Here is a 25,795-nt window from a genome sequence, read left to right on the forward strand (position 1 = left end):
CTCGACGGCGCGACCGACGACAGCGACGGCCGCGTGCACCCGTCACGCTAGCGGCCAGCCCCGACCGACCACATCCCCGAAACCGTCAGATTCGCACCGGCCACCGATCCACCGGACGGATCGGGCCGAGAGCACCCGGCCCGTTCCTCGACAGCGGGCGACAGCGGCAGCGCCGCCGAGGGCGGGGCACGCCGACGTCGCGGGCGGGTGCGGTCAGCCGGGGGTACGCAGCCGGTTCAGCAGCGCCTCCGCGGCGGCCCGCTCACTGCGCTGCTCGGTGGCGTACGCCAGCCGGACGGCGTCCTCGGCGCTGGCCTTCGCCTCCGCCGGCCGGCCGCACGCGGCCAGCGCCTCGGCCAGCACGCTCGCCGCGACCACCTGGCTGCGGACGTCCTCGGCCTGCACCCGCACCGCTCGGTGGGCCCAGTCCAGCGCCTGTTCGCGCTGGCCGTGAGCGAGCAGGGCCGAGGCGTAACGCGCCATCGACTGCCGGCGGGAGAAGAGTAGGGACGGGGTGGTGGCCGCCATCGTGGCGACCGGAGCGAGCAGGCCGACCGCGGTACCCGAGTCGCCGGCCGCCAACCGGGCGGTGGCCAGCAGCACCCGGGGAGCGACCTGGGCCGGTGCCTGCGGATTGTGCGGTTCCACAGTGGTGAGCACCGCGCGGGCGTGCCGCTCGGCGCCGGCCACGTCACCCATCTCCAAGGCGACGAAGCCGCGCAGCGTACCCGCCATCCCGGTGAGCAGCGGGTGACCGGTCCGGTGACCGTACGCGAGCGCGTCGGTGAGCAGGTCCGCGGCGTGCTCCGGCTCGCCCAGCCCTCGGGCGACCACGCCCCGGACCACAAGCGCAAAGCCCTGCCCCCAGTCGTCCGAGGCGGCGGCGAAGTCCCGGTACGCCCGCCGGGCCTCCCGGTCAGCATCGACCAACTCGCCCAGCTCGGCGTTGGCGTACGCGTCGACCGCCCGCAGGGTACCCACCGCCCACGCCTCACCCACCCGTTCACCGAACGGCAGGAAGACCCGGGCCAGCCGGCGCGCCTCCCGCAACCGACCGGCCAGCAGCCGGGCAAAGGCGGTGGTGCCGCGCAGCCACGCCCGTCCGTACGGGTCCTTCAGCTCGGCGAAGAGCCGGGCGGCGCGGCCGAGCACCGCGTCCGTGCCGGCGAAGTCGCCCCGGGTGGTGGTCACCCACGCGAGGTTCTGCAACGACCACGCCTGCCCCCGGCGGTCCCCCGCACCCAGGCTCACCTGGTACGCCGCCGCCAGCCGGCTGCTGGCCTGGCCCAGCCGGCCGACCAGGAAGTCGGTCATGCCCAGCCGGCGCATCGCAGACGCACGCAGGGTGGGCAGGTCGGCGTCGCCGGCCACCTGAAGCGCCTCCCGCCAGCAGGACTCGGCCCGCCGTAGATCACCCATCACCTGCTGGGCCTGCCCGGCGAGCAGCAGGGCGCTGGCCCGCGTCGCCGGGTCTCCCACGTTCGCGGCGATCTTCTCGGCCGAGGCCAGCGCGTCGGTGGCCCGACCGACCTGGAGCAGCGCCCGGGCGTGCGCCACCCGGTCGACCGCGGGAATTCCGTCGCGGGCCAGTTCGGCGGCGCGTTCGGCGTACTCGACGGCCAGTGCCGGCTCTCCCGCGTGCAGGGCCCGGCGGGTGGCCCGGCCGAGCGCCGCCACGCCCAGCGGCGCGACCGCCCGGGCCGGCGCGTCCGGACGTAGCGTGACCGCGTCGGCCAGCGCGGTGGCCCGCTCGACGTGCTCGGCCACGAAGTCGTCCCGGGCGGCCTCCGGGAAGCCGCCCGGGCCGGTCCCGATGCCGCTCGGACTGGCGTCCTCGGTCACCGGAGCCGCCCAGCGGGCCAGCGCGGCGTGCCGTTCCGCCAGCTCCGCCTTGCTGATCCCGGAGTACGCGGCCTCCCGCATCAGCGGGGTGGCGAAGGCGTACCCGCTGCGGGTGCGGTGCAGCATCCGGCGTTGCAGCAACTCCTCCACGGCTCGTTCCAGCTCGACGGCGGCGACGGCGGCCGGGCGGCCGTCACTGGCGGTGCGCTGCTCCCGCAACGCCTCCAGCGCACCGTCGGGCACGGTGTCGCCGACCACCGCGGCGTCCCGCAGCACCGAGCGGGCCTCCGCCGGTAGGGCGTCGATCCGGGCGGCGAGCACCGCCGCGAGGTCCCGGGAAAGCAGTCGGCTGCCCAGTGAGCCCGGTGCCAGCCGCCAGGTGTTGCGTGCTCCGGCGGTGAGTGCCCCGCGCTCCATCAGCAGGGTGACCAGCTCTGCCAGGTAGAACGGGTTGCCCTGGGCGGTGGCGAGCAACCGGTCGGCGTCGGCCTGGGGCAGCCGCCCACCGCCGAGGTAACTGGTCAGCAACCGGGCCGCGTCGGCACCACGCAACGGCGGCAGCGGCTGCACCTCGGCGTCGGATACCCGGGCCAACGTGCCGGCGGTACGGACCAGTTCGGGTCGACCGAGCAGCAGCACCAGCACCGGACCGGCGAGCCGGGACAGCGTGACCTCCAACGCGCCGATGGTCTCCGCGGTGGCGTCGTGCAGATCGTCCACGATCACCACCAGCGGCGCCTCCTCGGCGAGCGCACTGAGCAGGTCGGCCACCGCGTTGGGCACCGCGTCGACGTCGGCCGGCGTCTGGGCGGTGCTCCACTCGCCCTGGTCCGTCGGGCCACCGGCGGGGAGTTCCGCGTACCCGAGCAGCGCCAGCAGCTGGTCGGTGGCGACCGGGGCCGGCTCCGTCCGGACCCGGTTGAGCCGTTGTCCGAGCCGACGCAGCCGCTCCTCCACAGCTGCCCGGGTGACCGCGGTCGCGGCGTCGTTCGGCAATCCCGTCGCGGCGCGCACCAGATCGGCGAGGGGTGCCAGTCGACGCCGCTCGCCGAACGCCGCACAGCGCACCGAGAGCACCCGGGCGCCGGTGTGCGCCGCGTACCGGCCGGGACCGACGTCGTAGCCGGCGGCGAGGCGTTCCACCTCGGCGGCGAACCGGGACTTGCCGATGCCCGCCTCCGCAGTCATCAGCAGCACCCGGGGCTCGGCACGGTCGATCACCTCGGCGAGCCGGCCCGCCACCCGGCCGATCTCGGTCTCCCGACCCACGAACGGCGCCTCGTCGCCCAGACCCGAGCGGGTGCCGGGCGCGTCCAGCAGACCGAGCAGCTCGTACGCCTCGACCGGCTCGCGCTTGCCCTTGAGCCGCAGCGGTCGCAGCGCCCGCCAACTCGCGACGTGCCGGGTCGCCGCGGCGGTACGCCCACCGGCGTAGACCGCACCGACGGCGGCGGCGTCGGCCAGCCGGGCGGCGGTGTTCACCGTGTCGCCGATGACGGTGTACTCGATGGCGGCCTGGATGCCGGCGATCACGTCACCCGTGTTGAGCCCGACCCGCAATCCCAGCGGCGCGCCGCCGCCCCGCTCGTCGTCGAGCACCCGGCGCACCGCACGCTGCATCGACAACGCGGCGCGTACCGCCCGCTCGGCGTCGTCCTCGTGCGCCACGGGAGCACCGAAGACCGCCATGATCCCGTCACCGGTCAGCTTGTCGACGTGCCCGCCGAAGGTCTTGACCGCCCCGGCCAGCGCGGCCAGCACCCGGTCGGTGACCGCGCCGACGCGTTCCGGGTCGAGATCCTCCGACCAGGAGGTGAAGTCGGACAGGTCGCCGAAGAGCACGGTCACCACCCGGCGCTCGGCTGCCGGCAGGGTCGCGGCGGCCGGCAGCGCGGCGCCGCAGTTGTGGCAGAACCGGGCGCCGGGCACGGCGACGGTTCCGCACACCGGGCAGGTCACGCTGGATCCAACCTCGCGCCGCCGCCGTCGGATTCCCGGCCCAGGTATTCGAGTTGGGCGCGCACCGACCATTCCGCCGCCCACCACAGCGACCGGTCGACATCGGCGTAGACCGCCGCGACCACTTCGGCCGCGGTCCGGGCGCCCGCGTCCAGTGCCGTGCGGACCTGGTCCAGGCGGGCACGGCGATGGGCGAGGTAGAACTCGGCGGCGGCGCCGCAGTCGGCCAGCGCCGGGCCGTGCCCGGGCAACGCCGGTGTTCCCCGGTACGTCGAGAGCAGCTCCAGGCTGGCCAGGTAGTCGCCGAGATGCCCGTCCGGGTGCGCGACGACGGTGGTGCCCCGGCCGAGGATCGTGTCACCGGTGAGCACCACCCGCTGGCCGTTCCGCTCGGCCAGGAAACAGACCGAGTCGGCGGTGTGCCCGGGGGTGGCGAGCAGGCGGATCTCCAGGCCGAAGCCGCTCGTGTCCGGCCCCGCACCGGTCAGCGGCTCACCGCCGATGGTGTGCGCCGGGTCAGCGGCGAGAACGGCGGCTCCATCGAGCAGGTCGTGCAGGCGGGCCGAGCCCTCGGTGTGGTCCGGGTGGCCGTGGGTGATCAGCACCAGCCCGATCGGCCCCTGCGCGACGATCGCCGCCAGGTGCGCCTCGTCCGCCGGTCCCGGGTCGACCACCACGGCCGGCTCACCGGGCCCGGCCCGCAGCAGCCAGGTGTTGGTGCCGTCAAGCGTCATCGGCCCCGGGTTGGGTGCCCGCAGCAGCGCCGCCCAGTCCGGCAGTTCGCTGGCGAGTGCGGTCACCGCCCCCGTCACATGCCCTCCCATGGCTGCGATCGTACGACCCCACGAACGCAGCCCCGCGATCTTGCAGTTCCGGTCCCCGATTCGTCCTCGTTAGAGGTCTTCGTCCGGTCGGAAACTGCAAGATCGCGGCAGGTCAGGAGACCTCGACGATGACCTCGACCTCCACCGGCGCGTCCAGCGGGAGTTCCGCGACACCGACGGCCGACCGGGCGTGCCGTCCCGCCTCGCCGAAGACGGTTCCGAACAGGTCCGACGCGCCGTTGATGACGCCCGGCTGCCCGGTGAAGCCGGCGGCGCTGGCCACGAAGCCGGTCAGCTTCACGACCTTTACCACGTTCTCCAGACCGACAAGCGAGTCGATCGCGGCGAGCGCGTTGAGTGCGCAGCGCTGGGCCAGCTGTTTGGCCTGCTCGGCGGAGACGCCGGCGCCGACCTTGCCGGTGGCCAGCAGCTTGCCTTCGGACATCGGCAGCTGCCCGGAGACGTACACGTGCTGCCCGGACTGCACCGCCGGCAGGTAGCTCGCCACCGGCGGCACCACCTCCGGCAGTTCCAGACCGAGTTCCGCCAGCCTGGCGTGGGGTCCGTTGGCCACGGCACTCATGCCTTCGGGCGCTTCAGGTAGGCGACGAGTTGCTCCGGGTTCGGCCCGGGCACGACGGAGACGAGTTCCCAGCCGTCCTCACCCCAGTTGTCGAGGATCTGCTTGGTCGCGTGGACCAGCAGCGGGACGGTGGCGTATTCCCACTTCTGCATCGGTGAAGGGCTCCCTCGGTGGCATGGACACTTCGCGACACAGCCTACGGTCCGCCGGACGGCCGGGACGCGGGACGCTGTTCAGCATCGGGCCACTGCTCGGGAACGGCCCGTTGCTCGGCTGCCGGCGACAGTTCGCCGCAGGGGCCGGGATGCTCGTAGGGCTGGGGGCAGCGCGTGCGGTCGGGCAGCAGCAGGTCGCAGAAGACCCGGTGCCTGTTGTTCTGGTCGTCGGCGGTCGACACCTCGGTCTCGCCGGCGTCGAGTTCGAGCAGGAAGTTCAGCGATGTGGCCAGCCGACCGGCCAACGCGGTGGCGGCGGCCAGATCGGTCACCCGAATGGGTAAGTGAATGACGTACCCGGGGCCGTCCTCCTCCCGCCCGCCGGTCGGCTCGGCACTCGTGACCGGGTCGACGGGGCGCCGATACGACCGCTCGTTGACTGGCAGCCGGCCGGAGGATTCTCCGCCAGCCGTCCGGCTGCCCCGCCACAACCCGGCGGGAAACTGGGCTCGGGGGGTGTTGTCCGTGTCGCGCATGCACTGCCTCCGGGCGTCGTACCTGGTCAAGGCGTCGCCCACCGGTCCGGGACCCATCCGCCCGGCCCGGGCCGGGGCGTGCCGGAGCGACCGTAGGACCGGGGCACCGGTCCCATCAACAGGACGCGCGCGCCCGATCGCGTTCGGTCACATTTGCGACACCCGACCAGCGAAAAGTTGATCGCGATCGCCGTACCGGACAGACCGGGCTCTCCGCAGCAGGACCGCGGACCGCTACCCTTCCGGTCTGGACGGGCGCCCGGCCCGGCCACCCGATCCCACGCGCACCGCCTCGACGCGGTGCTGCGCCGCACCCGGGGGGACCGATGACCCAGCCACCCGCCGGCGGCCCGACCGGCCCCACCGACCTCCCGCCGGCCGGCTCACCGGCCCAGCCCCCGCCACCGGTCACCGGCCACGGTGCGCCGCCCACGCCGCCCGAGGGCGGATATCGGCCGCAGCACTCGCCGACCGGACCGTCGCGTAAGCGCGGGCCACTGCTGGCCTCGCTCACGCTGGCCGTGGTGCTGCTGCTCTGCGCCGGAGGCGGGGTGGCCGCCTTCCTCACCCTGCGCAACACCGAGTCGGGCGAGGGCGCACCCGATCCGTCGGTGGCGGTCGACGACTTCCTGACCGCGATCTACCAGGACCGGGACGCCGCCAAGGCGGCGGATCTGGTCTGCACCGCCGCGCGCGACCGGGACAAGATCCAGGCCAAGGTGTCGGAGGTCGAGGAATATGTCTCGACCTACCAGAATCCCCGGTTCCGCTGGGACACCCCGACCGTGGACAACGAGACCGGCGACCGGGCGACGGTCACCACCACGGTGACCGTCACCACGGCCGATGAGAAGATCGCCGATCAGGATCTGCGCTTCACGGTGATCCGTAAAACCGGCTGGTGGGTCTGCGAGGTCGCCTGAGCACGCCGGATGGATAGGCTCGACGGGTGGGAGCAGCGCAGCGATCGACGGACCGGGCCGGCATCGACTGGCCCGCGCGCCTGCACGTGGTGACCGGCAAGGGCGGCACGGGCAAGACCAGCGTGGCCGCCGCGCTGGCCCTGGGCCTGGCCGCAGGTGGTCGACGCACCTTGCTGGTCGAGGTGGAGGGGCGACAGGGCATCGCCCAGCTCTTCGGCACCGAACCGCTGCCGTACGCCGAGCGACACCTGGCCGACGCCCCCGGCGGCGGCGAGGTGTCGGCGCTCGCGGTCGACGCCGAGGAGGCCCTGCTCGAATACCTCGACATGTTCTACAAGCTCGGCGCGGCCGGCCGGGCGCTGCGCAAGTTCGGTGCGATCGACTTCGCCACCACCATCGCTCCCGGTCTGCGCGACGTGCTGCTCACCGGCAAGGTCAAGGAGGCCACCACCCGCACCGTCGACCAGCGGCGGGTGTACGACGCGGTGGTGCTGGACGCGCCACCCACCGGCCGGATCGGGCGCTTTCTGAACGTCACCGCCGAGACCGCCCGGCTGGCCAAGATGGGGCCGATCAAGACCCAGAGCGACGGAGTCTCCGCGTTGCTGCGCTCACCGATGACCGCCGTGCACGTGGTGACGCTGCTGGAGGAGATGCCGGTACAGGAGACGGTCGACGCGATCGCCGAGCTGACCTCGCTCGGATTCGGCGTGGGGCGGGTGATCGTCAACGGGACCAGGGCGCCGCTGCCGACCGGACGATTGGTCACCGAGGCGGAACTGACACGGGGACTGCGCGCGGCCGGGCTCACCGCCAGCACGGGGATCGTCAGCGGGCTGCACCACGAGGCGCGGGACCTGATGATCCGCCGGGAGTTGGAGGATTCGCTCCGTACCGATCTGGTGGACCTCGGCGTGCCCCTGGTCGAACTACCGCTGCTGCCCGACGGGGTGGACCGCGCCGGCCTGGAGGTGCTCGCCGCCACCCTCGTCCAGGGCGATTGACTCACACCTCACCTCGGCCTGGCGCGCGGAGCCGGTCAGCCCGATACGCTCGATTGGTGCCTTCCGACAACGCCGCGCCGCCGCTGGACGTCGACCGGATCCTGGCCGATCCGGGAGTTCGGATCGTGGTCTGCTGCGGTGCGGGCGGGGTGGGGAAGACGACCACGGCTGCCGCGCTCGCGCTGCGCGCCGCCGAACAGCACGGCCGCCGCACGGTGGTGCTCACCATCGACCCGGCCCGGCGACTGGCCCAGTCCCTCGGCCTGACCGAGCTGGACAACACACCCCGGCAGGTCAAGGGAATCGACGTCGAGGACAGCGGCGGCGAACTGCACGCCATGATGCTCGACATGAAGCGCACCTTCGACGACGTGGTGCTGGCGCACACCGACCCGGCGAAGGCGGCGGAGATCTTCGCCAACCCCTTCTACCAGGCCATGAGTTCCACCTTCGCCGGCACGCAGGAGTACATGGCGATGGAGAAGCTCGGCCAGTTGCACGCCCGGGGCGAGTGGGACCTGATCGTGGTGGACACTCCCCCGTCGCGCTCGGCGCTGGACTTCCTCGACGCACCGGCCCGGCTGTCGCGATTTCTCGACGGGCGGATGCTCCGGCTGTTGCTCGCTCCGGCACGCAGCGGTGGTCGCAGCATGTTCAGCCTGGTCACCGCCTCCTTCGGGATGTTCTCCCGGGTGGTGCAGAAGGTGATCGGCACTCAGTTGCTGACGGACCTGTCCGGCTTCGTCGCCGCGCTCGACTCGATGTTCGGCGGGTTCCGGCAGCGCGCCGAACAGACGTACCGCATCCTGCAGGCGCGGGAGACGGCGTTCCTGCTGGTCGCGGCGCCGGAGCCGGACGCGGTCCGGGAGGCCGCCTACTTCGCCGGTCGGCTGGGCGCGGAGCAGATGCCGCTCGCCGGCCTGGTGCTCAACCGGGTGCACCGGCCGACGGCGACCGAGCTGGGCGCGGCGGAGAGCCGCGCCGCCGCTGACCGCCTGGCCGCGGCCGGTGGCCATGAGGGCACCGCCGAGGTGTTGCGGGCGCACGCCGCCCTGGCCGAGCAGGCGGTACGCGAGCAGCAGGTGGCAGCGCGGTTCACTGAGGCGTTTCCCCAGGTGCCGGCCGTGTCGGTGACGGCGCAGCCCGCCGACGTGCATGACGTCGACGGGCTACGGACGATCGCGGCGGCGATCAGCCGCCCCTGACCGACGGTCCATGCGGCGGGAAGCCGCAGCCGAACGTGCCGGTGGCTCAGTTGCCGGTCGCGGCCAGGATCTTGTCCTTGCCGGCCTTGTCCTTGGCGTTCTTCTTCATCGCCGCCTCGAACATCTTGCGCCAGCTGGTGACCTGGGGATGGCGACGCAGCAACGCGCGACGTTCCCGTTCGGTCATGCCGCCCCACACGCCGAACTCGATCCGGTTGTCCAGCGCGTCGGCCAGGCACTCGTACCGGACTGGGCAGCTCCGGCAGATCCGCTTGGCCACGTTCTGTTCGGCGCCCTGTACGAACAACGCGTCCGGGTCCCCGTTCTGACACGCCGCCAACGACGGCCAGTCAGTGATCATGCCCATCTGTACACGTCCCCCCTTGCTGTACTACCGACGCCGTCGCGGGCCAGCCGGCAATCCCCCCGGGTCGTCCGGCACGCCTTACCCCAAGGCGGCACAGACGACATGTGGCACTGTCGCCGCCTACATCATGCTCTGTAGTCGCACGATTACGCAACGTTGTCGGCGAAATCCATCATTCCGGACACTCCCGGCTTCTCGGGCCTGGGATCGCCGCTTACCCCACCGAGGTCGCCGAAAACGCTGCGAGCCACCTCCACGGGGAGGAAACTCGGCTCGAATCCACGCAACCGGACACCCGGTGCCACGCGTCTAGCACAACGAGGACGGCGCGCGCAGGAAATGGGGAAAAGACGCCCCAGCGCCCCTCGTTACCTGTTCGCGTACCCTGTCGAGGTGACCTGGATGCGGAAACGTGACCACAACGTCCTGACCAACGCCGCATCGCTGCTCATCTGTGGGCTGTTGGCCGGCGTGGTGGTCGCCGCTGCGGCTTTCCCCGCGGTGGCGATGTCGGGCCTGGCCGCAAAGGCCGGCGCGGAGACCTTCGGTGCGCTACCGAAGGAGCTCACCGTGGCCCGCGCACCACAGATCAGCTACCTGCTCGCCTCCGACGGCAAGACACCGCTGGCCACCATGTACGACGAGAACCGGCGGGACGTGAAGCTCGCCGACATCTCGGAGAACATGCGTAACGCGATCATCGCCGCCGAGGACCACGACTTCTACAACCACAACGGGGTCGACCTCAACGGTGTGGCCCGGGCCTTCGTCAACAACAGCCAGGCCGGCGCCGATCGGCAGGGTGCCTCGACGTTGACCATGCAGTACGTCCGGATGGGCATCGCGTACTCGGCCACGCACCCGGCCGACGTGATCGCCGCGACCGAGGACACCAGCGCCCGCAAGCTGCGCGAGATGCGGTACGCCCTCCAGCTCGACAAGGAGATGTCGAAGGACGAGATCCTGGAGCGCTACCTAAACCTCGCCGCCTTCGGCAACGGCGCGTACGGCGTCTACGCCGCCAGCCAGGTCTACTTCAACAAGCCGCCGAAGAACCTGAAGATCGAAGAGGCAGCCATGCTGGCCGGCCTGGTGAAGGCCCCCACCTCGTTCGACCCGACCACCAAGGACGGTTACCCGCACGCGGTCGACCGGCGCAACTACGTGATCGACAACATGGTCAAGACCGGGGCGATCACCCAGCAGCAGGCCGACGAGGCCAAGGCCGTCAAGCTGGAGGTCAAGGGCAAGCGGGCCCCCAACGGCTGCGTCGCCACCAACAAGAACGCCTGGGGCTTCTTCTGCGACTACTTCTACCGCTGGTGGATGTCGCAGGAGACGTTCGGGTCGACCTCGTACGACCGGGAGCGGCGGCTCAAGAGCGGCGGCTACACCATCATCACGACCCTGGACAAGCAGGCCCAGACCGGCGCCGACAAGGCCGTGCGCAAGGCGAAGCCGGTGACCGCCAAGGAGGCCGCCATGGTCGCGGTGGTCGAGCCCGGCACCGGCCGGGTCCGGGCGCTGTCGGTCAACCGGAACTTCAAGCTCGACAACCCCGAGAAGCCCAAGAACAAGCCGCACAGCGACCCGAAGCAGCGCGAGAAGGGCAAGCGGGGCAACTATCCGAGCACCGTCAACCCGCTGCTCACCGGCGGCGACGGCATCACCGGCTACCAGGGCGGCTCGACCTTCAAGATCTTCACCATCGTGGCCGCGCTGGAGAAGGGCATTCCGCTCAGCTACACCTTCAACGCGCCGCAGCAGTTCAAGTCCGAGTACATCATCGACAGCAGCAGTCCCGCCGCCTGCCCGGGAACGAACCTCTACTGCCCGACGAACTCCGGCAAGAAGGCCGGCGGCGTGCAGAACATGTGGAGCGCCTTCTCCGCCTCGATCAACACGTACTTCGTCCCGTTGCAGCAGCAGGTGGGCGCGGAGAACGTGGTGGACGCGGCCAAGCGCCTCGGCATCCAGTTCCGCCAGAGCAAGGACGCGGAGTTCGCCAACACCAAGGAGGCCGCGCACCAGTGGGGCGCGTTCACCCTGGGCGTCTCGCAGGTGACCCCGCTGGATCTGGCAAACGCGTACGCCACCCTGGCCGCCGACGGCAAGTACTGCGAGCCGATCCCGGTGCAGGAGATCCGGGACCTGGACGGCAACAAGCTGGACGTGGCCAACCCGCGCTGCGAGAAGCGGGTCAGCACCGAGGTGGCCCGCGCCGCGGTGGACGCGGCCCGGTGCCCGGTCGGCGACAACTCCTCTACCAGCAAGTGCGGCGGCAGCCGGACCGCGCGCCAGACCAAGGACATCGTCGACGCCCCGGTGGCCGGCAAGTCCGGCACCACCGACTCCGAGAAGAGCGCCGCCCTGGTCGCGATGACCAAGCAGTACGCGGTGGCCGGCATCATGGCCGACCCGGACTGGCCGCAGACCAACGTCAAGATGAAGCACAACCAGCCGGACGGCATCAACCCGCCGGTGTGGGAGACGCTGCGCGACGCCATGAAGGGCAAGAAGCGGATCGACTTCGACCCGCCCGGTAAGAAGATCTCCCTGGGCGACCAGCGCACCATCCCCGGCGTCGGATGCCTGGATCTCGACCGGGCCAAGTCCCGCATCTCCGGTGCCGGATTCGAGCCGATCGTGTCCAGCAGCCGGATCGCCTCCGACTGCCCCGCCGGGACGGCCGCCGGCACCAGCCCCAGCGGGCGCACCATCAAGGGCGGCATCGTGACGATCATGGTCAGTGCCGGTAAGCCCAGCAACGGCGGCGGTGACGACCGGCCGGGGAACGACTCACCCTCCGGCCCGCCCAACAACCCGGGCCGTCCGCCGGATCGACCCGGCGGCTGATCGGCCGCAGCAACGCTCGAACGGGCGGGCACCCCGAACCAGGGGTGCCCGCCCGTTCACGTTCCGGTCAACGCCGTAGCAGCCGGGTCAGCGGAGTCAGCACCAGCAGGACGGCCAGGCAGCCCAGCGCCAGCGCACCGTTCGCCCAGGCCGCCCCGGTGACACCACCCATGCCGCACGCCAGCCCCTGTTGCGGTGGGCACACGGCGTCTGACGCTGTCATCCGCTCCGCCACCGGCCCACCCACGAAGCAGGCGAGGATCAGGCCGACGCCGACGGCGAAGAACCGCCATCCCACCCGCCGGTTGCGGACGACCAGTACGGTCCACGCCACGACCAGCAGCGTGGACACGACGCCCGCGTACGGCCACTGGAACCAGATGACCTTGATGTCGGCTCCTCGATCTCGGGTACGACCCGTTACTCCCAGACAGAGTCGAGTCTGGTCCATGTGGTGAGTCGCGTCTGCCGCTGACCCGGGTCGAGGCCCATGCCGTCGACCTCCACCACCGGATGCTTGATCGCGGCCAGGGCTCCGGTCGGGGTCTTCATCCGGCTCGACAGTCGTACCTCGAGGACGTCCCCACTACCAAGTCGGACCGAGCTGCGCCACCGCGTGCGGTAGACGGACGCCTCCGTCGTACTCGACACCTGGCGGACCCTGCTGTCGATCCGCTTGCCGTTAAGTCGAACCGACTCGACGTCGATCTGCTGGACGAGGTGGGGATCCAGCAGGACCGTGAAGGCGGTCTCGGGTGAGCGGCCCGGTCCGGTGCCCGCGATAGTGATCAGCTGCGGGTGGAAGTAGACGAACCGCTGAGCGTCGCCCCAGACGTGCCTGCCCCACCCACCGCTGAGCTCCAGGCCCCAGGGCGTCAGACCGGACCTCGCCCGCAGCTCACGGGCGGAGCGCAGGCCACGCCGGCTCAACCGCTCGCCGGCGGATCTCCCGATCTCCGCCACGGCCTCCTTCGGGCGGTGCATCAGGTCATACGGGTAGGTGCCAGGGCTGGCGGTGGCCACCAGAGCGACCGCGCCGGCTCCGGCGGCCAGTACGGGCACTGCCTCGTCCAGCGTGATGCGGCAGACGACGGCACCGGTCTCTTCGTCGGTGGTGACCACGCTCCGGGAGGCCACCCGCCGGTCGCCGACTGTGACCACGGCGGACGACGTCGGCGCGTAGAGCCGCGGGTCGAAGCTGATCGTCAGCGTGGTCCCGATCGGCAGCGGGGCTTGCTCGTTCACCACCCGGACCGCCAGTTGGCGGGGAACGCTCGCGACGGCCGCCGAGGTGGCGCTGAGCATCCGGACGGGGTCGTCGGCCAACGGTTCGAGTCGTACCGACGGTTCCGTCGACGCCGGGGCAGCCGCCGCGCCGGTTGCCCGCCCACCGAGATCGACGACACCGATCCCCAGGGTCAGACCGGCCAGGGAGAGCACCTGGCGGCGAGAGACGGAGATTCCCGCCTCGCCTGCTCCACTATTCACAGCCATGAATCGCGCCCTTCTTCTGAGTGGTCGACCACGTCACATGTCCGAGTAACGCTGGACGACGGTCGCGAATCCGGCGGCACACGCGTCCTTGTATGCGTCCGGCACGGTCCCGACGATCTGGTGGCCAGTGCTCTCGCTGAACGTCCGGTTCCAGAATGCTTCCCGGCCGACGTTGTACAGCAGATCCGATGTCTGATAGAAGACGGACCGGGCAGCGCCCAGCAGGGTTTGCAGGTTTTTGTTGAAGCGCACCGAGTAGAAACTGTCGAAGCGGGCCTTCGCCCGGTAGATGTCGGAATAGATCTCGCTGATCTCGAAGGACAACGTCCTCGTGGGATGTGCTCGGAACTGCATGCCGAGCACCATCGCGTCGACGTCGGCGATGAAGTCCCCGATGGTGAAGAAGGAGTCGTCGGAGGGGTTCGCTATGTGGTCGACCGCCCAGTCGTAGGCGTCGGACGTGGAAACCCCACTCTGTACCATGTCGCCGAGCGTGCTCAGCAGGTCGCCGCACCAGCCGCCGAAGTCGACGAGGCTGACCTTCGTCCGGTCGTCGTGCAGGGTGTTGTTCAGCACTGCCCCGAACGTCGCGCCGAAGTGTTCGACGTCGGAGTCCCAGAACGTCACCGGGTCGCGCAGCGGAGCCTTGTCCGGCCGGCCGGCGTAGTTGTGGGCGAAGTCCACGAAGTCCTTGTCGATGGCGCCGAACGTCGTCTCCGCTCCCGCGAAGTCGTACTTCCGGCTCCGGTAGCGCAGGTACTGCGCGACCAGTTCGGCCGCCGACCGTTCGGTGTGTCCCTGGTCGCGCCACTGGCCGGCGCGGGCCTCCAGCCACCGCAGGTAGGTGTAGAAGGCGTCGTTGGCGTCGCGTTCCCGGTTCACGCTGTTGATGCCGTGATCAAGTCCCGAGACGATGTTGTTGTCGATCTCGACCGCACCGGGGGTGCCCGGCGCGAGGACGAAGTTTGAAATCTGGTCGAACGCCCAGTTCGAGGGCAGCGGAAAGCCGAGGTTTCCGCTGTAGCCCGTCGACATGCCACTGACGAAGCTGCGGGTGGTCAGCCCGAGAGCGGCGAGCCGCCGACACACGTTCCGGCAGCCGTACACGCCGATGGCGTAACGGTTGCCGTCCTCGGCGACGGCGTCGCGTACGCCGCGGAAGTGTGGTGCCACCGCGCTGGTGATTTCCGAATCGAGGGCGTCGAAGTCGACCGAGAAGTAGATGACCGTGCCGTAGGGGATCCCGAACTCCCGGGCCGACGCACAGGCTTCGAGGCCAGCCTGGTAACCCTGGCTGTAGCTGAAGTGGTGGACAGCGTCGCCCCACTCCTGGTAGAGCGGGAAGATCGACATTCCGTTGTCGAAGATCAGCGCGATCTCCGAATGGGTGAGTCTCTTGTTGGTGCCGCCGTTGAGGTAGCGCCCGACGTACTTGTAGCCCGCCGCCCGCACTGACGCGATGGTGGCGCTGTTGAGCGGATACATGCAGTCCATCGCCGTGCCCCGGCGATCGGGGTCGCCCGTGGAGAGCAGCAGCGACATCCAGGTCTGGTAGTCGCCGGCACCCGACTGTGGCAGCTTGACGAACTCCTGGAAGTGCTTGACGGCGAACTCGATCCGGCTGTCGAACGTGCCCTCGCTGCTGCTCCAATGCCCGTCGTACCCGTTGAAGGTCAGCGCCGCCTGAAAGAGCCGGACGAAGCCGGTGTCACCACTGTCGACGGACCCCTGCCTGACGTACGCCTGCGACTGGAGGCCGGCCTTGGTGCCCGGACCGACGTTGCCGTTCGCCACTCCGTCGGCCATCCCCAACTCGTACTGGATGGCGAGGATCAGGCCCTTCTGCACGTCACGGGAGAAGTAGCCGTCACAGGGCCCGTAGTAGAAGTCGCGGCGATGACCGTAGGACCTGTTGAGCCAGCGCTGGATCTGCTGGACGTACGCATCGCCGCCGGACAGCAGCACGTAAGCGTCCATCGTCAGCAGTGCCTTGAACACCTTGGGCGTCACGCCCGTGACGTACCCGACGTGCAGACCCATGTTGTTGACCAGCGCGGTCAGGCCGGACAACGTGTTCGTGTTGAAGGCGCCGTCGATCCCGCCGCCGCTGTAACCCTTGCAGTACAACGCGGCCTCGACGATGGTCCGCATGTTCATGTTGGTCGAGCTGATCCCCACCTCACCGTACTGACTCAACCGGCTGAACGTGGTGGGACCGAAGTTGTCGGACAGTTCGGTGATCCCCAACTCGTGCTGAAGGGCACGGGTCAACGCAAAGGCGATGCCCCAACCGGTGACACCGTTCTCGGCCGTGCGCACGTAACCCGGCACCGACGCATAGGTGGCATTGACCCACTGTTGCGCCCTCAGAACCATTTCATCCATGGCGAAAATCTGCCCCCGAAGCGATCGGCCAAGACGCCATTACCGGCGCCAGAGAAAAAGATCCCGGAGGGCGACAACGAGGTCCTGGAAGCTTTCCTACCGAACCGAGGAAAGGCGAAAGTGCTCGACGGCAGGGCAGAACAGCATGGCTCGCGGCAACGACCGGGGCTGGTCATGCCGCCGCCGTCACCCCGCATTCGATCGTGGCAAACATGCCAGAGCCATGAATATAACAGTCGATCGATCAGTGCGGGGGCCCGTCCGATCCGCAGCCGGGCGTACCCGGCGGTGCTCGGCAGGACGATTCAGAGGCCCAGTTGGCGGCGTACCTCGGCGGCCACCCGACCCCCCTCGGCCTGGCCGGCCACCGCGGCCTGGGCCGCCTTCATCGCCGGGCCCATCTGGGCCTTGCCGGTGAAGCCGCCCGCGGCGAGCGCCTGCGTCACCAGCTCGGTCAGCTCGGCGTCGGAGAGCTGCTTCGGCAGGTAGCGGTCCAGCACCTCGCCCTCGGCGCTCTCCCTCGCGGCCTGCTCGGCGCGGCCCGCGTCGGCGAAGGCGGTGGCGGCCTCGCGGCGCTTCTTGGCCTCCTTGGTCAGCACGGCCACCACCTCGTCGTCGCTGAGCTCCCGCTTGGCCTTGCCGGAGACCTCGGCCGTGCCCACGGCGGCCAGGGCCATCCGCAGCGTGGAGGTGGTCAGCTCATCGCGGGCCTTCAGGGCGGCGCGCATGTCGGCGGTGAGGCGATCCTTCAGCGTGCTCATGGACGGTCAAACTACCCTGATCGGCATGCGAAAGCGCACACTATTCCGGCTCGCGACCGCAACCGTCGCCACCGGTGCCGCCGCCCTGGCGTACGCCTCCCTGGTCGAGCGCAACATGTTCACCCTCCGCCGCTTCGACGTGCCGGTGCTGCCGACCGGCACCGAGCCGCTGCGCGTGCTGCACCTGTCGGACCTGCACATGACCCCCAACCAGGTACGCAAGCAGCAGTGGGTCGCCTCGCTGGCCGCCCTCGATCCCGACCTCGTGGTGGTGACCGGAGACAACATGGCGCACCCGGGTGCGGTGCCGGGGGTGCTGCGAGCGCTGCAACCCCTGCTCGACTACCCGGGTGCGTTCGTGTTCGGCTCGAACGACTACACCGGGCCGGTCTGGAAGAACCCGTTCACCTACTTCCTGCCCGACCGGGAGTACACCGAGGGCGTCGAGCTGCCCTCCGACGAGCTGCGTGACGTGCTCGTCGGGGCCGGCTGGGTCGACCTGAACAACCGGCGGAACACGGTCAAGGCCGGCGGCCGGGCAATCGACATGGTCGGGGTGGACGACCCCCACGTCGAGCGGGACGACTACCCATCGGTTGCCGGGCCGATCTCCCCCGACGTCGACCTCTCCATCGCGCTCACCCACTCTCCCGAGCCCGCAGTGCTCGACGAGATGGCCGCTGATGGCTTCGGGCTGCTGCTCGCCGGGCACACCCACGGTGGCCAGGTGTGCGTGCCGGGGGTAGGGGCGCTGGTGACCAACTGCGGGCTGCCCCGGTCGATGGCGAAGGGCCTGCACCGCTGGCCCGGATCGGATTCCTGGCTGCACGTCTCCGCCGGGCTCGGCACCCATCCGACCGCCCCCGTACGGTTCGCCTGCCCTCCGGAGGCCAGCCTGCTCACGCTGATCCCGCGCTGACCATCCGCGCCCCGGGTACCGAGTTTGAGCCTCGGGACGGGTGGGCTACTATTTGTCGGCACGCCTCGGGGTGTGGCGCAGCTTGGTAGCGCGCTTCGTTCGGGACGAAGAGGTCGTCGGTTCGAATCCGGCCACCCCGACCAGGTGAGAGGGGCACATCCAGCCACTGGATGTGCCCCTCTTTCCATGGTGTGCCAACGGCATCGCCCGACCGGCGCATCGAGCGCGGCGAGTTTCCGAGGTCAGGTTTGGCCGATGGGTCGACGGGGATGCGCGGTCATGCGCATCGACGTGGACGAGCCCGACGCCCGCAACCTGTTCTGGGAAGGGATGCGAGACGTCGCCAACGCCGCCGCACGCCATCAGGATCAAGCCCTCTACCAGGCAATCGTCAAGATCGGCAGAGCCGCGCTCGCACAGGGCGTCGATCTGGTGTCGTCGGGCGGCCTGTTCCTGCAATGCCCGATCTGCGACGCCCAGCCGGGTCAACTCTGTATCAACGTGGCCAGCCACCCGCTCGGAGATGGTGCCTGCCATCCGGAGCGCGTCGAGCTTGCGGCCAAGGCGTTCAGGGGAGAAGTGCCGATTCCCCCTCCGCTCCGCTGACCCCTGGCCCGGCCCGCCGACGCCGAAATTTCCGCCTCAGCCGACCCGGCGGCGATGCTCGCGGCGCAGCCGAGCGGCCTGCACGGCGGCGACGCCGAGCAGGATCAGGAGCACCGGGCCGCCGCCGAGAACGACGAGTCCGGCCCCGATGTTCGCGCCGATCGCTCCGGCGGTCACGATCCGCCAGCCGAGACCGACCAACGCACCGGCGACGATCAGCGGTACGAGCGCGAACCACCAGCGAGGATCAAGCTCGTGGGTGACCGTGGCGCGAATCAACAGGGCCAGCGACACCAGCAGAAGCACGCTGGCCACGGCCACCAGGACCCGGTCGCCGGCCTGGCCCAGGCTGACCGGCTCCACCGCGTAGTCGAGCGGCTCTCCCTCGGCCGCGAGCTGCCGCGCCGCCTCGCCGGTCAGGTCGCCGACGAGCCAGCCGGTCACCACCGGAGTGCTCAGCAGGAGGGCCACCACCAGCGGCCCAAGACCACGCCGCAACACGACACCCCTCTGTCCCGCCGGATCGGCCGGCCCGGAGCGACCACCGGCAACCTCAGCAAACCAACGATAGTGATTCGCGTCGTTCCTCGTCGCCCCGGGCCGTCTTCCGGTCAGCAGTTCGTGTAGCCCGCGCCCTTCTTCGTCCAGGCGCACTTGTCGATCTGCTTGCCGCTGGCGTTGCGCAGGTACGCGGTGTCGCCGGTGTTGTTCCAGATGTAGTTGCCCGAGCCCCAGTATCGGGTCCCCGCCGTGTTCTTGCCCTTGCCGGTGCGGATGACGATGCTCTTGCCCTTGGCGATTCTGACGTCGCCGCTGAACTTGTAGACGTGGTTGGCCTTGTCGCGCAGGGTCCAGTTCTTCAGATTGATGGTGCTTGCCCGCCGGTTGGTGAGCTTCACGTACTCGGCGTTCAGGCTGGAATTTGACCGGTTGTCAGTGCCCGGCGAGTCGTAGTAGATCTTGGTGAGTTCGATGGCCGGGGTGGCAGCCTGTGCCGGGACGGCCGCAGTGAGCGAACCAGCCACCATCACGGCGAACGCGGCCACGAGCCCGATGAGCCTTCTCGTCATACGTGTCAACCCCCACGGACGGCGCCGGATCCTCGGCGCGGACCTGTCACGCCGACGCGTGACGGAGCGAGGTTAACGACGCATCACGGCAGAGTGAATGCCCCGGCACGCGCTGCCACCGATTAGGGCCGACCGGGGACCCCCACACACCCGGCCGGCATCTCCGGCGCACCCGGCCGGCTCGCTGGAATCACCCGGTCCGACCGACGGGACTCGCCCCGCGACCATGATCAGCCGCCCGAACAGGTGGTCCGGACCACGCTTTCGGCATCCACTTCGGACCGGTGGGCACGGTCGTCGGCAGCTCCTGCGGCTTCTGAAGCCGCCTCCTCCAGCGCCGGCTTCAGAAGCCGCAGGTCATGCCGGCGGTGTGGCTCACCTGGACGGTGTGCGTGACGCAGCCCGACCCGGACACCACGTGCAGCAGCAGTGCGGTCGGCTCGGCGACCCAACCGATCCGCTCGTCGTCGCTCATGGTCAACGTCGACTGCCGCCAGGTGCTCGGTGCTACCGACAGCACCGTGCCCGCGAAGGCGGCGCTCACCGGGCGGTGCAGGTGGCCGGCGGCGACGCGTACCACATGGGGGTGTCGGCGCAGCACCTCGGCGAGCTCGGCACCGTCGGCGAGCCGGATCGAGTCGGCGGCCGGGATGCCGACCTCGACCGGTGGATGATGCAGGCAGACCACGGCCGGCACGTCGGCGCGCGCCGCCAGCACCCCGTCCAGCCAGGCGAGCTGCTCCGCACCGAGCCGCCCGCCGTCCGAGCCGGGGACCAGGGAGTCGAGCACGACCACGGTCGCTCCGGGGTGATCGACCTGGTAGTAAGCGGAGAAGCCGCCGCCGAGCCAGGGCGTGCCCCCGAAGGCGTCCAGCAGCGACTCCCGGTCGTCGTGGTTGCCGGTGACCAGGTGCACCGGCAACGGAAACCGGCCGAGCACCTCGCGCAGCACGGCGTACTCGTCGGGACGGCCGTGATCAGCCAGGTCGCCGGTGATGACCACGCAGTCGGGTCGGGGGTTCAGCGCCAACACCCGGCCGAGCGCCCGGTGCAGGCCGGCCGCCGGCTCGGCGCCGAGGACGCCGGTGGTCAGGTGCGGATCGCTGAGGTGGGCGATGAGCATCGGGCCTCCACTCGACCGGAGATCCCCACGCTATCGCCGCCGCGCCCGCCGCGTGGCCTCACAGGCCGTGTCCACATCCTGTGGATAGCACATGTGTACGACCACAGCCGGCTCTCCGCCCCGCGTGAGTACGCTTGATCCGCGGCCCGGCGCCACCGGGAACCGATCCCACCTGGAACGACGTGCGAGTGGATCACCAGCGAGTCATCCGTGACGTCACGGTCCGCCTGCCCATGGCGTCGACCGTCACCGAGGTCTGCGAAGCGGCCGTCGAGGCTCTCGCCCGGTACACCCCTGCCACGATCGCCGTCCTGCTGCACGTGCACGGCCGGCTCCGCTGCGTCGCCGCCACCGGATCCTGGCAGGTCTTCGCCACCGTCGCCCCGGACGCCGGCATCGTCGGGCGGGTCTACACCGGTGGGCGTTCCGCAGTCGTCCCGGATGTCGCGGCCGACGCCGCGCACATCCCGGTACGCCCCGACGTCACCGCCGAGGTGTGCGTACCGGTGCTGAACCCGGCGGGGCGGACCGTCGGCGTACTCGACCTGCAGTGGACCGGGCCGGCCGACCTCGGCTCGTGGCGGCTGGTCGCCGAGCGGATCGCCGCCCGCCTCGGCACCCGGATCTCGGCGCTCGGCGGGCCGGTGGAGAGCCGCAGCGAGAAGCTGCTCCGGCACGTCTCGGCGATGACCGCCGCCAGCACCGAGTGGGACCTCATGACGGCGGCGATCGCCGCGGCCCGGGACGTGTCGACCCTTGCCGCGGCCGTCCTGCTGCTCGGTGGCCGGGGTGGCCCGCGACTCGGTGCCCCGACGGTCGCTCCGGGCGGGTTGGAGACCCGGATGCGTCGCGAACTGGCCGAGCTGGACGCCCCGGCGATCGGGCGCATCATCGACCGGGCCCACCGCTACGGCGCGGGCTACACCCTCGGTGAGGCCGGTCATCCACCGACCGACGAGCATCAACCACTGGTCCGGGCCGGCGTCAGCACGCTGGTGGCGGTGCCCTTCGGGCCGCCGGAGCGGGGTGGTGTGCTGCTGGTCGCCGACGAGCGGCTGCTGCGGCCGGACCCGACCACCGTCAACCTGCTGGAGCTGCTGGCCGGGCAGGCGTGGAGCTGCCTGGATCGGCTACGCACCCTGGAACGGCTGCGCGAGCAGGCCAGTTCCGACCCGCTGACCGGGCTGCGGCACACCGGTCCGTTCGGACAGCGGATCGCCACCGTGACGCCGGGTCGCACCGCCCTGCTGGCGATCGACGTGGACGGGTTCAAGATAGTCAACGACACGTACGGCCACCAGGCGGGCGACCAGGTGCTGATCGGGCTCGCCCGGGCGTTGGAGGATGCGCTGCGCCAGGGCGACGAGTTGTACCGGATCGGCGGGGATGAGTTCGTCGCGGTGATCGAGGTGAATCGCCCCGAGGAGGCGGTCCGCGTCGCGGAACGGCTCACCGAGGCAGCTCGCCGGGTGGGCCGCACGATAAGCGTCGGAGTGGCTCTGCCTCGGCCCGGCGAGTCCCCCGAACTCGCCCTACGCCGCGCCGACCAAGCCCTCTACGCGGTCAAACGACAGGGCCGCGACGGCGTCCACCTCTCCGCCGCCTAACCCCCACCCCCCCCACCCCCCCACCCACCCGCGCCGCTCCCGCGCCGCTCCCGCGCCGCCCCGCGCCGCTCCCGTTGATCATGAGGTTATTGCTCCGGAGAGCGTTTCCCGCCGACAACAACTTCATGATCAACCCGAGTGGGCGGGGGTGAGGCGGTGGGGGGCGGGGCGGGGTGGGGGTGGGGGGAGTTAGGGGTGGGTGAGGGTTTTGGCGAGGAGTTCGGCGATCTGGGCGGTGTTGAGGGCGGCGCCCTTGCGGAGGTTGTCGCCGGTGACGAAGAAGTTCAACGCGCGCGGGTCGTCGATGGCGCGGCGGATTCGGCCGACCCAGGAGGGGTCGGTGCCCACCGCGTCGATCGGCATCGGGAACTCACCGGCGGCCGGATCGTCGACCACGATCACACCGGGCGCGTTGCGCAGCACACCACGGGCGCCCTCGGCGTCGATCTCGGTGGCGAAGACGGCGTGCACCGCAACCGAGTGGCCGGTCACCACGGGTACCCGCACACAGGTGGCGGAGACCTTGAGGTCACGCAAACCGAGGATCTTGCGCGACTCGTTGCGCAGCTTCATCTCCTCGGACGACCAGCCAGCATCGGCCAGCGAGCCCGCCCAGGGAACCACGTTGAGCGCCAGCGGCGCGGGGAAAGGGCCGAGGTCGTCGCCGACCGCCTGCCGGACGTCGCCGGTACGCGAGCCGAGCAGCCGGTCGCCGGCCACCTTGGTCAACTGGTCGTGCAGCGCGTCCACGCCGACCTGACCGGCTCCAGAGACCGCCTGGTACGAGGCGAGCACCAGTTCCCGCAGCCCGTACTCGCGGTGCAGCGGGGCGACCGCGACGATCATCGCGAGCGTCGTGCAGTTGGCGTTGGCGACGATGCCCCGAGGCCGGTTGCGCAACTGCTCCGGATTGATCTCGGGCACCACCAGCGGAACCTCGGGATCCATCCGGAAGGCACCGGAATTGTCCACCACGATGGCGCCACGACCGACCGCGATAGGCGCCCAGTGCGCGGCGACCTCGTCCGGCACGTCGAACATCGCCACGTCGACGCCGTCGAGCGCCTCCTCGGTGAGGACCTGAACGGTCAGTTCCTCGCCCCGGCAGCGGACCTTCCGACCGGCGGAGCGTTCGGAGGCGAGCAACCGGATTTCACCCCAGACGTTGCGCCGCCCGGTGAGCAGCTCACACATCACCGTGCCGACGGCCCCCGTCGCCCCGACCACGGCCAGGGTGGGCAGCCTGGCCACCCGGGCTACCGCCCCGTCCCCGCGTACACCACGGCTTCGGTGTCGCCGCCGAGGTCGAAGGCCTCGTGGATGGCGCGGACCGCCGCATCGAGATCGGTGTCCCGGCAGACCACCGAGACCCGGATCTCCGAGGTGGAGATCATCTCGATGTTCACCCCGGCCTGGCCCAGCGCGGCGAAGAAGCTGGCGGCCACCCCCGGATGCGACCGCATCCCCGCGCCGATCAGGGAGACCTTGCCGACGTGGTCGTCGTAGAGCAGGCCCTTGAAGTTCAGGGTTTCCTGGATCTTGCTCAGGGCGGCCATCGCCGTCGGACCGTCGGTCTTCGGCAGGGTGAAGGAGATGTCCGTGCGACCGGTGCCCTCGGTGGAGACGTTCTGCACGATCATGTCGATGTTGATCTCAGCGCCCGCGACGGTGTCGAAGATGCTCGCGGCGGCGCCGGGCTCGTCGGGCACCCCGACGATAGTGATCTTGGCCTCGCTACGGTCGTGGGCGACCCCGGTGATCAGTGCCTGCTCCACAGAGAGCTCCTCCATCGATCCGGTGACCATGGTGCCGGTGTTTGTCGAGTATGACGAACGGACATGGATCGGCAGCCCGGCCCGCCGGGCGTACTCCACGCTACGCAGGTGCAGCACCTTGGCGCCGCAGGCGGCCAGCTCCAGCATCTCCTCGTAGGTGATCTGCCTGATGTGCCGGGCGTTGGGCACGATCCGAGGATCGGCGGTGAACACCCCGTCGACGTCGGTGTAGATCTCGCAGACGTCCGCGCGGAGCGCCGCAGCCAGCGCCACGGCGGTGGTGTCGGAACCGCCCCGCCCGAGTGTGGTGACGTCCTTGGTGTCCTGCGACACGCCCTGAAAACCGGCGACGATGACCACGGCACCCTCGTCCAGCGCGCCCTTCAGCCGGCCCGGGGTGACGTCGATGATCCGCGCCCGGCCGTGCACCGACGTGGTGATCACGCCGGCCTGGGAGCCGGTGAACGAGCGGGCTTCGTACCCCAGGTTGTGGATCGCCATGGCGAGCAGCGCCATGGAGATCCGTTCGCCGGCGGTGAGAAGCATGTCCAGCTCCCGCCCGGGCGGCAACGGGCTCACCTGGTTGGCCAGGTCGAGCAGTTCGTCGGTGGTGTCACCCATCGCGGAGACCACCACGACCACGTCGTCGCCGGCCTTGCGGGCAGCGACGATGCGCTCGGCCACCCGCTTGATCCGCTCGGCGTTGGCGACGGAGGACCCGCCGTACTTCTGCACCACGAGTGCCACGACGGCGCACTCCCTCCCGGTTGCCCTGAGCGTGCCGACGCCGCCGGCACCGGGGCCGGCGGCGCGGGTCGGACGACCTCAGGGTATCGGGCGTCTCTGACCGCCAGGTCAGGAGATCCCACGATCCGGCCCGCAGACGCGGCCGGAGTGGCCTGCGACACGCGGAAAGGCCGGCCTTTCCGGGGCTGTGCCGATCCCCGCTCAACACTCAGAATGGCCGGGTGCCCGCCGCCCATCATCCGAACCGTCAGCTGACCGTCGCGCTCGCGCTCGCCGCGCCCGCACTACTCGCCGCCTGCTCGTCCGACCCGCCCACCGACCCCGCACCGCCGCCGACCGCCGCGCCCCGCCCGGCCGGTCCGGATGCGGCCCGGGACGAGTTGGCCGCCCTCGCCGCCGCCGCACAGGACCGGCACCTGGTCGCTCGGTACACCTTGAGGTCGGACGGGACCGCCGACCGGGTGGTCGTCTTCACCAGCGCGAACGACGGCAGTTGGCGGATGGACGTGCCGGGCGGGGCGCTCGGCGGCACCGCCGACATCACGCTGGCCGCGATCGCCGACGGGTTGTTCCAGTGCGGGCTGCCATCCGCCGCCCGACCCGAGCCGGCGAGCTGCGTACGCCTCGGTGAACCGGACGACACGCTGCCCCGCCGACTGGATCCCCGGGTGCAGCACCCGTTCACCGACTGGCTCGACGTGCTGACCGACCGGCGCGCCCCGCTGGCGGTGTCGCCGGCCATGGCGCCCGCCGACGCGACCGGCAGCTGCTACTCGGTGGAGACCACGGCGGCATCGATCAACCCGCCGCTGGACGTCGGCATCTACTGTTTCGACGCCGATGGCACGCCGACGGCGGTACGGGCGGCGTTCGGCACGCTGACGCTGGCCGCCCCACCCGAGCCGGCCCCGGGCACTGTGCAACTTCCCGCCCCGGTGGTCGAGGGTGAGCCGCTGGGCATGACCGCGCCGGTGGAACCCACCACGCCCGTGGGCACAGCGCCGACAGGTGCGGACGAGCGCGCGGGAACGCCCTGACGACCTGTCCCGTTACG

At 70.7% G+C, this 25,795-nt stretch carries 23 protein-coding genes and 1 tRNA gene; 9 read left to right on the top strand and 15 right to left on the bottom strand.

Features of this window, described 5'->3' with window-relative positions:
• Positions 1-213: 213 nt before the first annotated feature.
• The 5 genes from O7601_RS04975 to O7601_RS04995 form a co-directional block, all read right to left on the bottom strand.
• Positions 214-3,801: an adenylate/guanylate cyclase domain-containing protein gene (locus O7601_RS04975; RefSeq protein ID WP_281565074.1), complete on the bottom strand. Its 3,588-nt coding sequence runs from the start codon at positions 3,799-3,801 to the stop codon at positions 214-216.
• On the bottom strand, positions 3,798-4,625 hold the full coding sequence (locus tag O7601_RS04980; RefSeq protein ID WP_281565075.1) for an MBL fold metallo-hydrolase: 828 nt from the start codon (positions 4,623-4,625) through the stop codon (positions 3,798-3,800). Before O7601_RS04980 ends, O7601_RS04975 begins: the two co-directional genes overlap by 4 nt.
• A gap of 112 nt (positions 4,626-4,737) precedes the next feature.
• A complete protein-coding gene (locus O7601_RS04985; protein ID WP_281565076.1) occupies positions 4,738-5,199 on the bottom strand; it encodes a RidA family protein in 462 nt (153 codons plus the stop codon).
• 5 nt (positions 5,200-5,204) lie between these two features.
• Positions 5,205-5,360 (bottom strand): DUF4177 domain-containing protein, encoded by a 156-nt coding sequence (locus tag O7601_RS04990; protein ID WP_013736319.1) that lies wholly within the window; start codon positions 5,358-5,360, stop codon positions 5,205-5,207.
• 44 nt (positions 5,361-5,404) lie between these two features.
• Positions 5,405-5,899, bottom strand: coding sequence for a hypothetical protein (locus O7601_RS04995; RefSeq protein WP_281565077.1), 495 nt, complete (start codon positions 5,897-5,899; stop codon positions 5,405-5,407).
• A gap of 326 nt (positions 5,900-6,225) precedes the next feature.
• Between O7601_RS04995 and O7601_RS05000 the strand changes: the two genes are divergently transcribed.
• From O7601_RS05000 to O7601_RS05010, 3 genes are read left to right on the top strand one after another with little or no spacing between them, the layout of a single operon-like run.
• Positions 6,226-6,822, top strand: coding sequence for a hypothetical protein (locus tag O7601_RS05000; RefSeq protein ID WP_281565078.1), 597 nt, complete (start codon positions 6,226-6,228; stop codon positions 6,820-6,822).
• A 26-nt stretch (positions 6,823-6,848) separates the two neighbouring features.
• On the top strand, positions 6,849-7,826 hold the full coding sequence (locus O7601_RS05005; protein ID WP_281565079.1) for an ArsA-related P-loop ATPase: 978 nt from the start codon (positions 6,849-6,851) through the stop codon (positions 7,824-7,826).
• Positions 7,827-7,879: 53 nt separating this feature from the next.
• Positions 7,880-9,031 (top strand): ArsA-related P-loop ATPase, encoded by a 1,152-nt coding sequence (locus tag O7601_RS05010; protein WP_281565080.1) that lies wholly within the window; start codon positions 7,880-7,882, stop codon positions 9,029-9,031.
• A gap of 46 nt (positions 9,032-9,077) precedes the next feature.
• On the opposite strand, the gene O7601_RS05015 is transcribed toward O7601_RS05010, so the two are convergent.
• Positions 9,078-9,398, bottom strand: a complete 321-nt coding sequence (locus O7601_RS05015) for a WhiB family transcriptional regulator (protein ID WP_093409985.1) — start codon at positions 9,396-9,398, stop codon at positions 9,078-9,080.
• A gap of 402 nt (positions 9,399-9,800) precedes the next feature.
• On the opposite strand from O7601_RS05015, the gene O7601_RS05020 reads away from it, so the two are divergent.
• Positions 9,801-12,254, top strand: a complete 2,454-nt coding sequence (locus O7601_RS05020) for a transglycosylase domain-containing protein (RefSeq protein WP_281565081.1) — start codon at positions 9,801-9,803, stop codon at positions 12,252-12,254.
• A 67-nt stretch (positions 12,255-12,321) separates the two neighbouring features.
• Here O7601_RS05020 and O7601_RS05025 read toward each other — a convergent pair whose 3' ends face one another.
• The 4 genes from O7601_RS05025 to O7601_RS05040 form a co-directional block, all read right to left on the bottom strand.
• Positions 12,322-12,606: a hypothetical protein gene (locus tag O7601_RS05025; protein WP_281565082.1), complete on the bottom strand. Its 285-nt coding sequence runs from the start codon at positions 12,604-12,606 to the stop codon at positions 12,322-12,324.
• A gap of 68 nt (positions 12,607-12,674) precedes the next feature.
• Positions 12,675-13,748 (bottom strand): hypothetical protein, encoded by a 1,074-nt coding sequence (locus O7601_RS05030; protein ID WP_281565083.1) that lies wholly within the window; start codon positions 13,746-13,748, stop codon positions 12,675-12,677.
• 33 nt (positions 13,749-13,781) lie between these two features.
• A complete protein-coding gene (locus O7601_RS05035) occupies positions 13,782-16,133 on the bottom strand; it encodes a glycoside hydrolase domain-containing protein (RefSeq protein WP_281565084.1) in 2,352 nt (783 codons plus the stop codon).
• 305 nt (positions 16,134-16,438) lie between these two features.
• Positions 16,439-16,894 (bottom strand): GatB/YqeY domain-containing protein, encoded by a 456-nt coding sequence (locus O7601_RS05040; protein ID WP_093409988.1) that lies wholly within the window; start codon positions 16,892-16,894, stop codon positions 16,439-16,441.
• Between the two features lie 25 nt (positions 16,895-16,919).
• Here O7601_RS05040 and O7601_RS05045 point away from each other — a divergent pair, with 25 nt between their 5' ends.
• The 3 genes from O7601_RS05045 (at position 16,920) to O7601_RS05055 (ending at position 18,419) form a co-directional block, all read left to right on the top strand.
• Positions 16,920-17,813 carry a metallophosphoesterase gene (locus O7601_RS05045; protein WP_281565085.1) on the top strand — a complete coding sequence of 298 codons (894 nt, stop codon included), beginning with the start codon at positions 16,920-16,922 and terminating at the stop codon, positions 17,811-17,813.
• A gap of 66 nt (positions 17,814-17,879) precedes the next feature.
• Positions 17,880-17,956, top strand: a tRNA-Pro gene (locus O7601_RS05050).
• Between the two features lie 136 nt (positions 17,957-18,092).
• Positions 18,093-18,419, top strand: a complete 327-nt coding sequence (locus O7601_RS05055) for a hypothetical protein (RefSeq protein WP_281565086.1) — start codon at positions 18,093-18,095, stop codon at positions 18,417-18,419.
• Positions 18,420-18,455: 36 nt separating this feature from the next.
• Here the strand turns inward: O7601_RS05055 and O7601_RS05060 are convergent, their stop codons facing one another.
• The 3 genes from O7601_RS05060 to O7601_RS05070 form a co-directional block, all read right to left on the bottom strand.
• The gene (locus O7601_RS05060; protein ID WP_281565087.1) at positions 18,456-18,920 is read right to left on the bottom strand and encodes a hypothetical protein; all 465 of its coding nucleotides are present in this window, start codon (positions 18,918-18,920) and stop codon (positions 18,456-18,458) included.
• Between the two features lie 110 nt (positions 18,921-19,030).
• Positions 19,031-19,489: a lamin tail domain-containing protein gene (locus O7601_RS05065; RefSeq protein ID WP_281565088.1), complete on the bottom strand. Its 459-nt coding sequence runs from the start codon at positions 19,487-19,489 to the stop codon at positions 19,031-19,033.
• Between the two features lie 343 nt (positions 19,490-19,832).
• Positions 19,833-20,612, bottom strand: coding sequence for a phosphodiesterase (locus O7601_RS05070; RefSeq protein ID WP_281565089.1), 780 nt, complete (start codon positions 20,610-20,612; stop codon positions 19,833-19,835).
• 188 nt (positions 20,613-20,800) lie between these two features.
• Between O7601_RS05070 and O7601_RS05075 the strand changes: the two genes are divergently transcribed.
• Entirely contained in the window at positions 20,801-22,219 is a 1,419-nt protein-coding gene (locus O7601_RS05075; protein ID WP_281565090.1) for a sensor domain-containing diguanylate cyclase, read from the top strand.
• Between the two features lie 189 nt (positions 22,220-22,408).
• On the opposite strand, the gene O7601_RS05080 is transcribed toward O7601_RS05075, so the two are convergent.
• Both O7601_RS05080 and O7601_RS05085 read right to left on the bottom strand, forming a co-directional pair.
• A complete protein-coding gene (locus O7601_RS05080) occupies positions 22,409-23,470 on the bottom strand; it encodes an aspartate-semialdehyde dehydrogenase (RefSeq protein ID WP_281565091.1) in 1,062 nt (353 codons plus the stop codon).
• Between the two features lie 5 nt (positions 23,471-23,475).
• Positions 23,476-24,741, bottom strand: a complete 1,266-nt coding sequence (locus tag O7601_RS05085; protein WP_281565092.1) for an aspartate kinase — start codon at positions 24,739-24,741, stop codon at positions 23,476-23,478.
• Between the two features lie 221 nt (positions 24,742-24,962).
• On the opposite strand from O7601_RS05085, the gene O7601_RS05090 reads away from it, so the two are divergent.
• Positions 24,963-25,778: a hypothetical protein gene (locus tag O7601_RS05090; RefSeq protein ID WP_281565093.1), complete on the top strand. Its 816-nt coding sequence runs from the start codon at positions 24,963-24,965 to the stop codon at positions 25,776-25,778.
• The last annotated feature ends 17 nt before the right edge of the window (positions 25,779-25,795 follow it).

This window comes from Verrucosispora sp. WMMD573 (genome assembly GCF_027497175.1).
Classification (GTDB): domain Bacteria; phylum Actinomycetota; class Actinomycetes; order Mycobacteriales; family Micromonosporaceae; genus Micromonospora.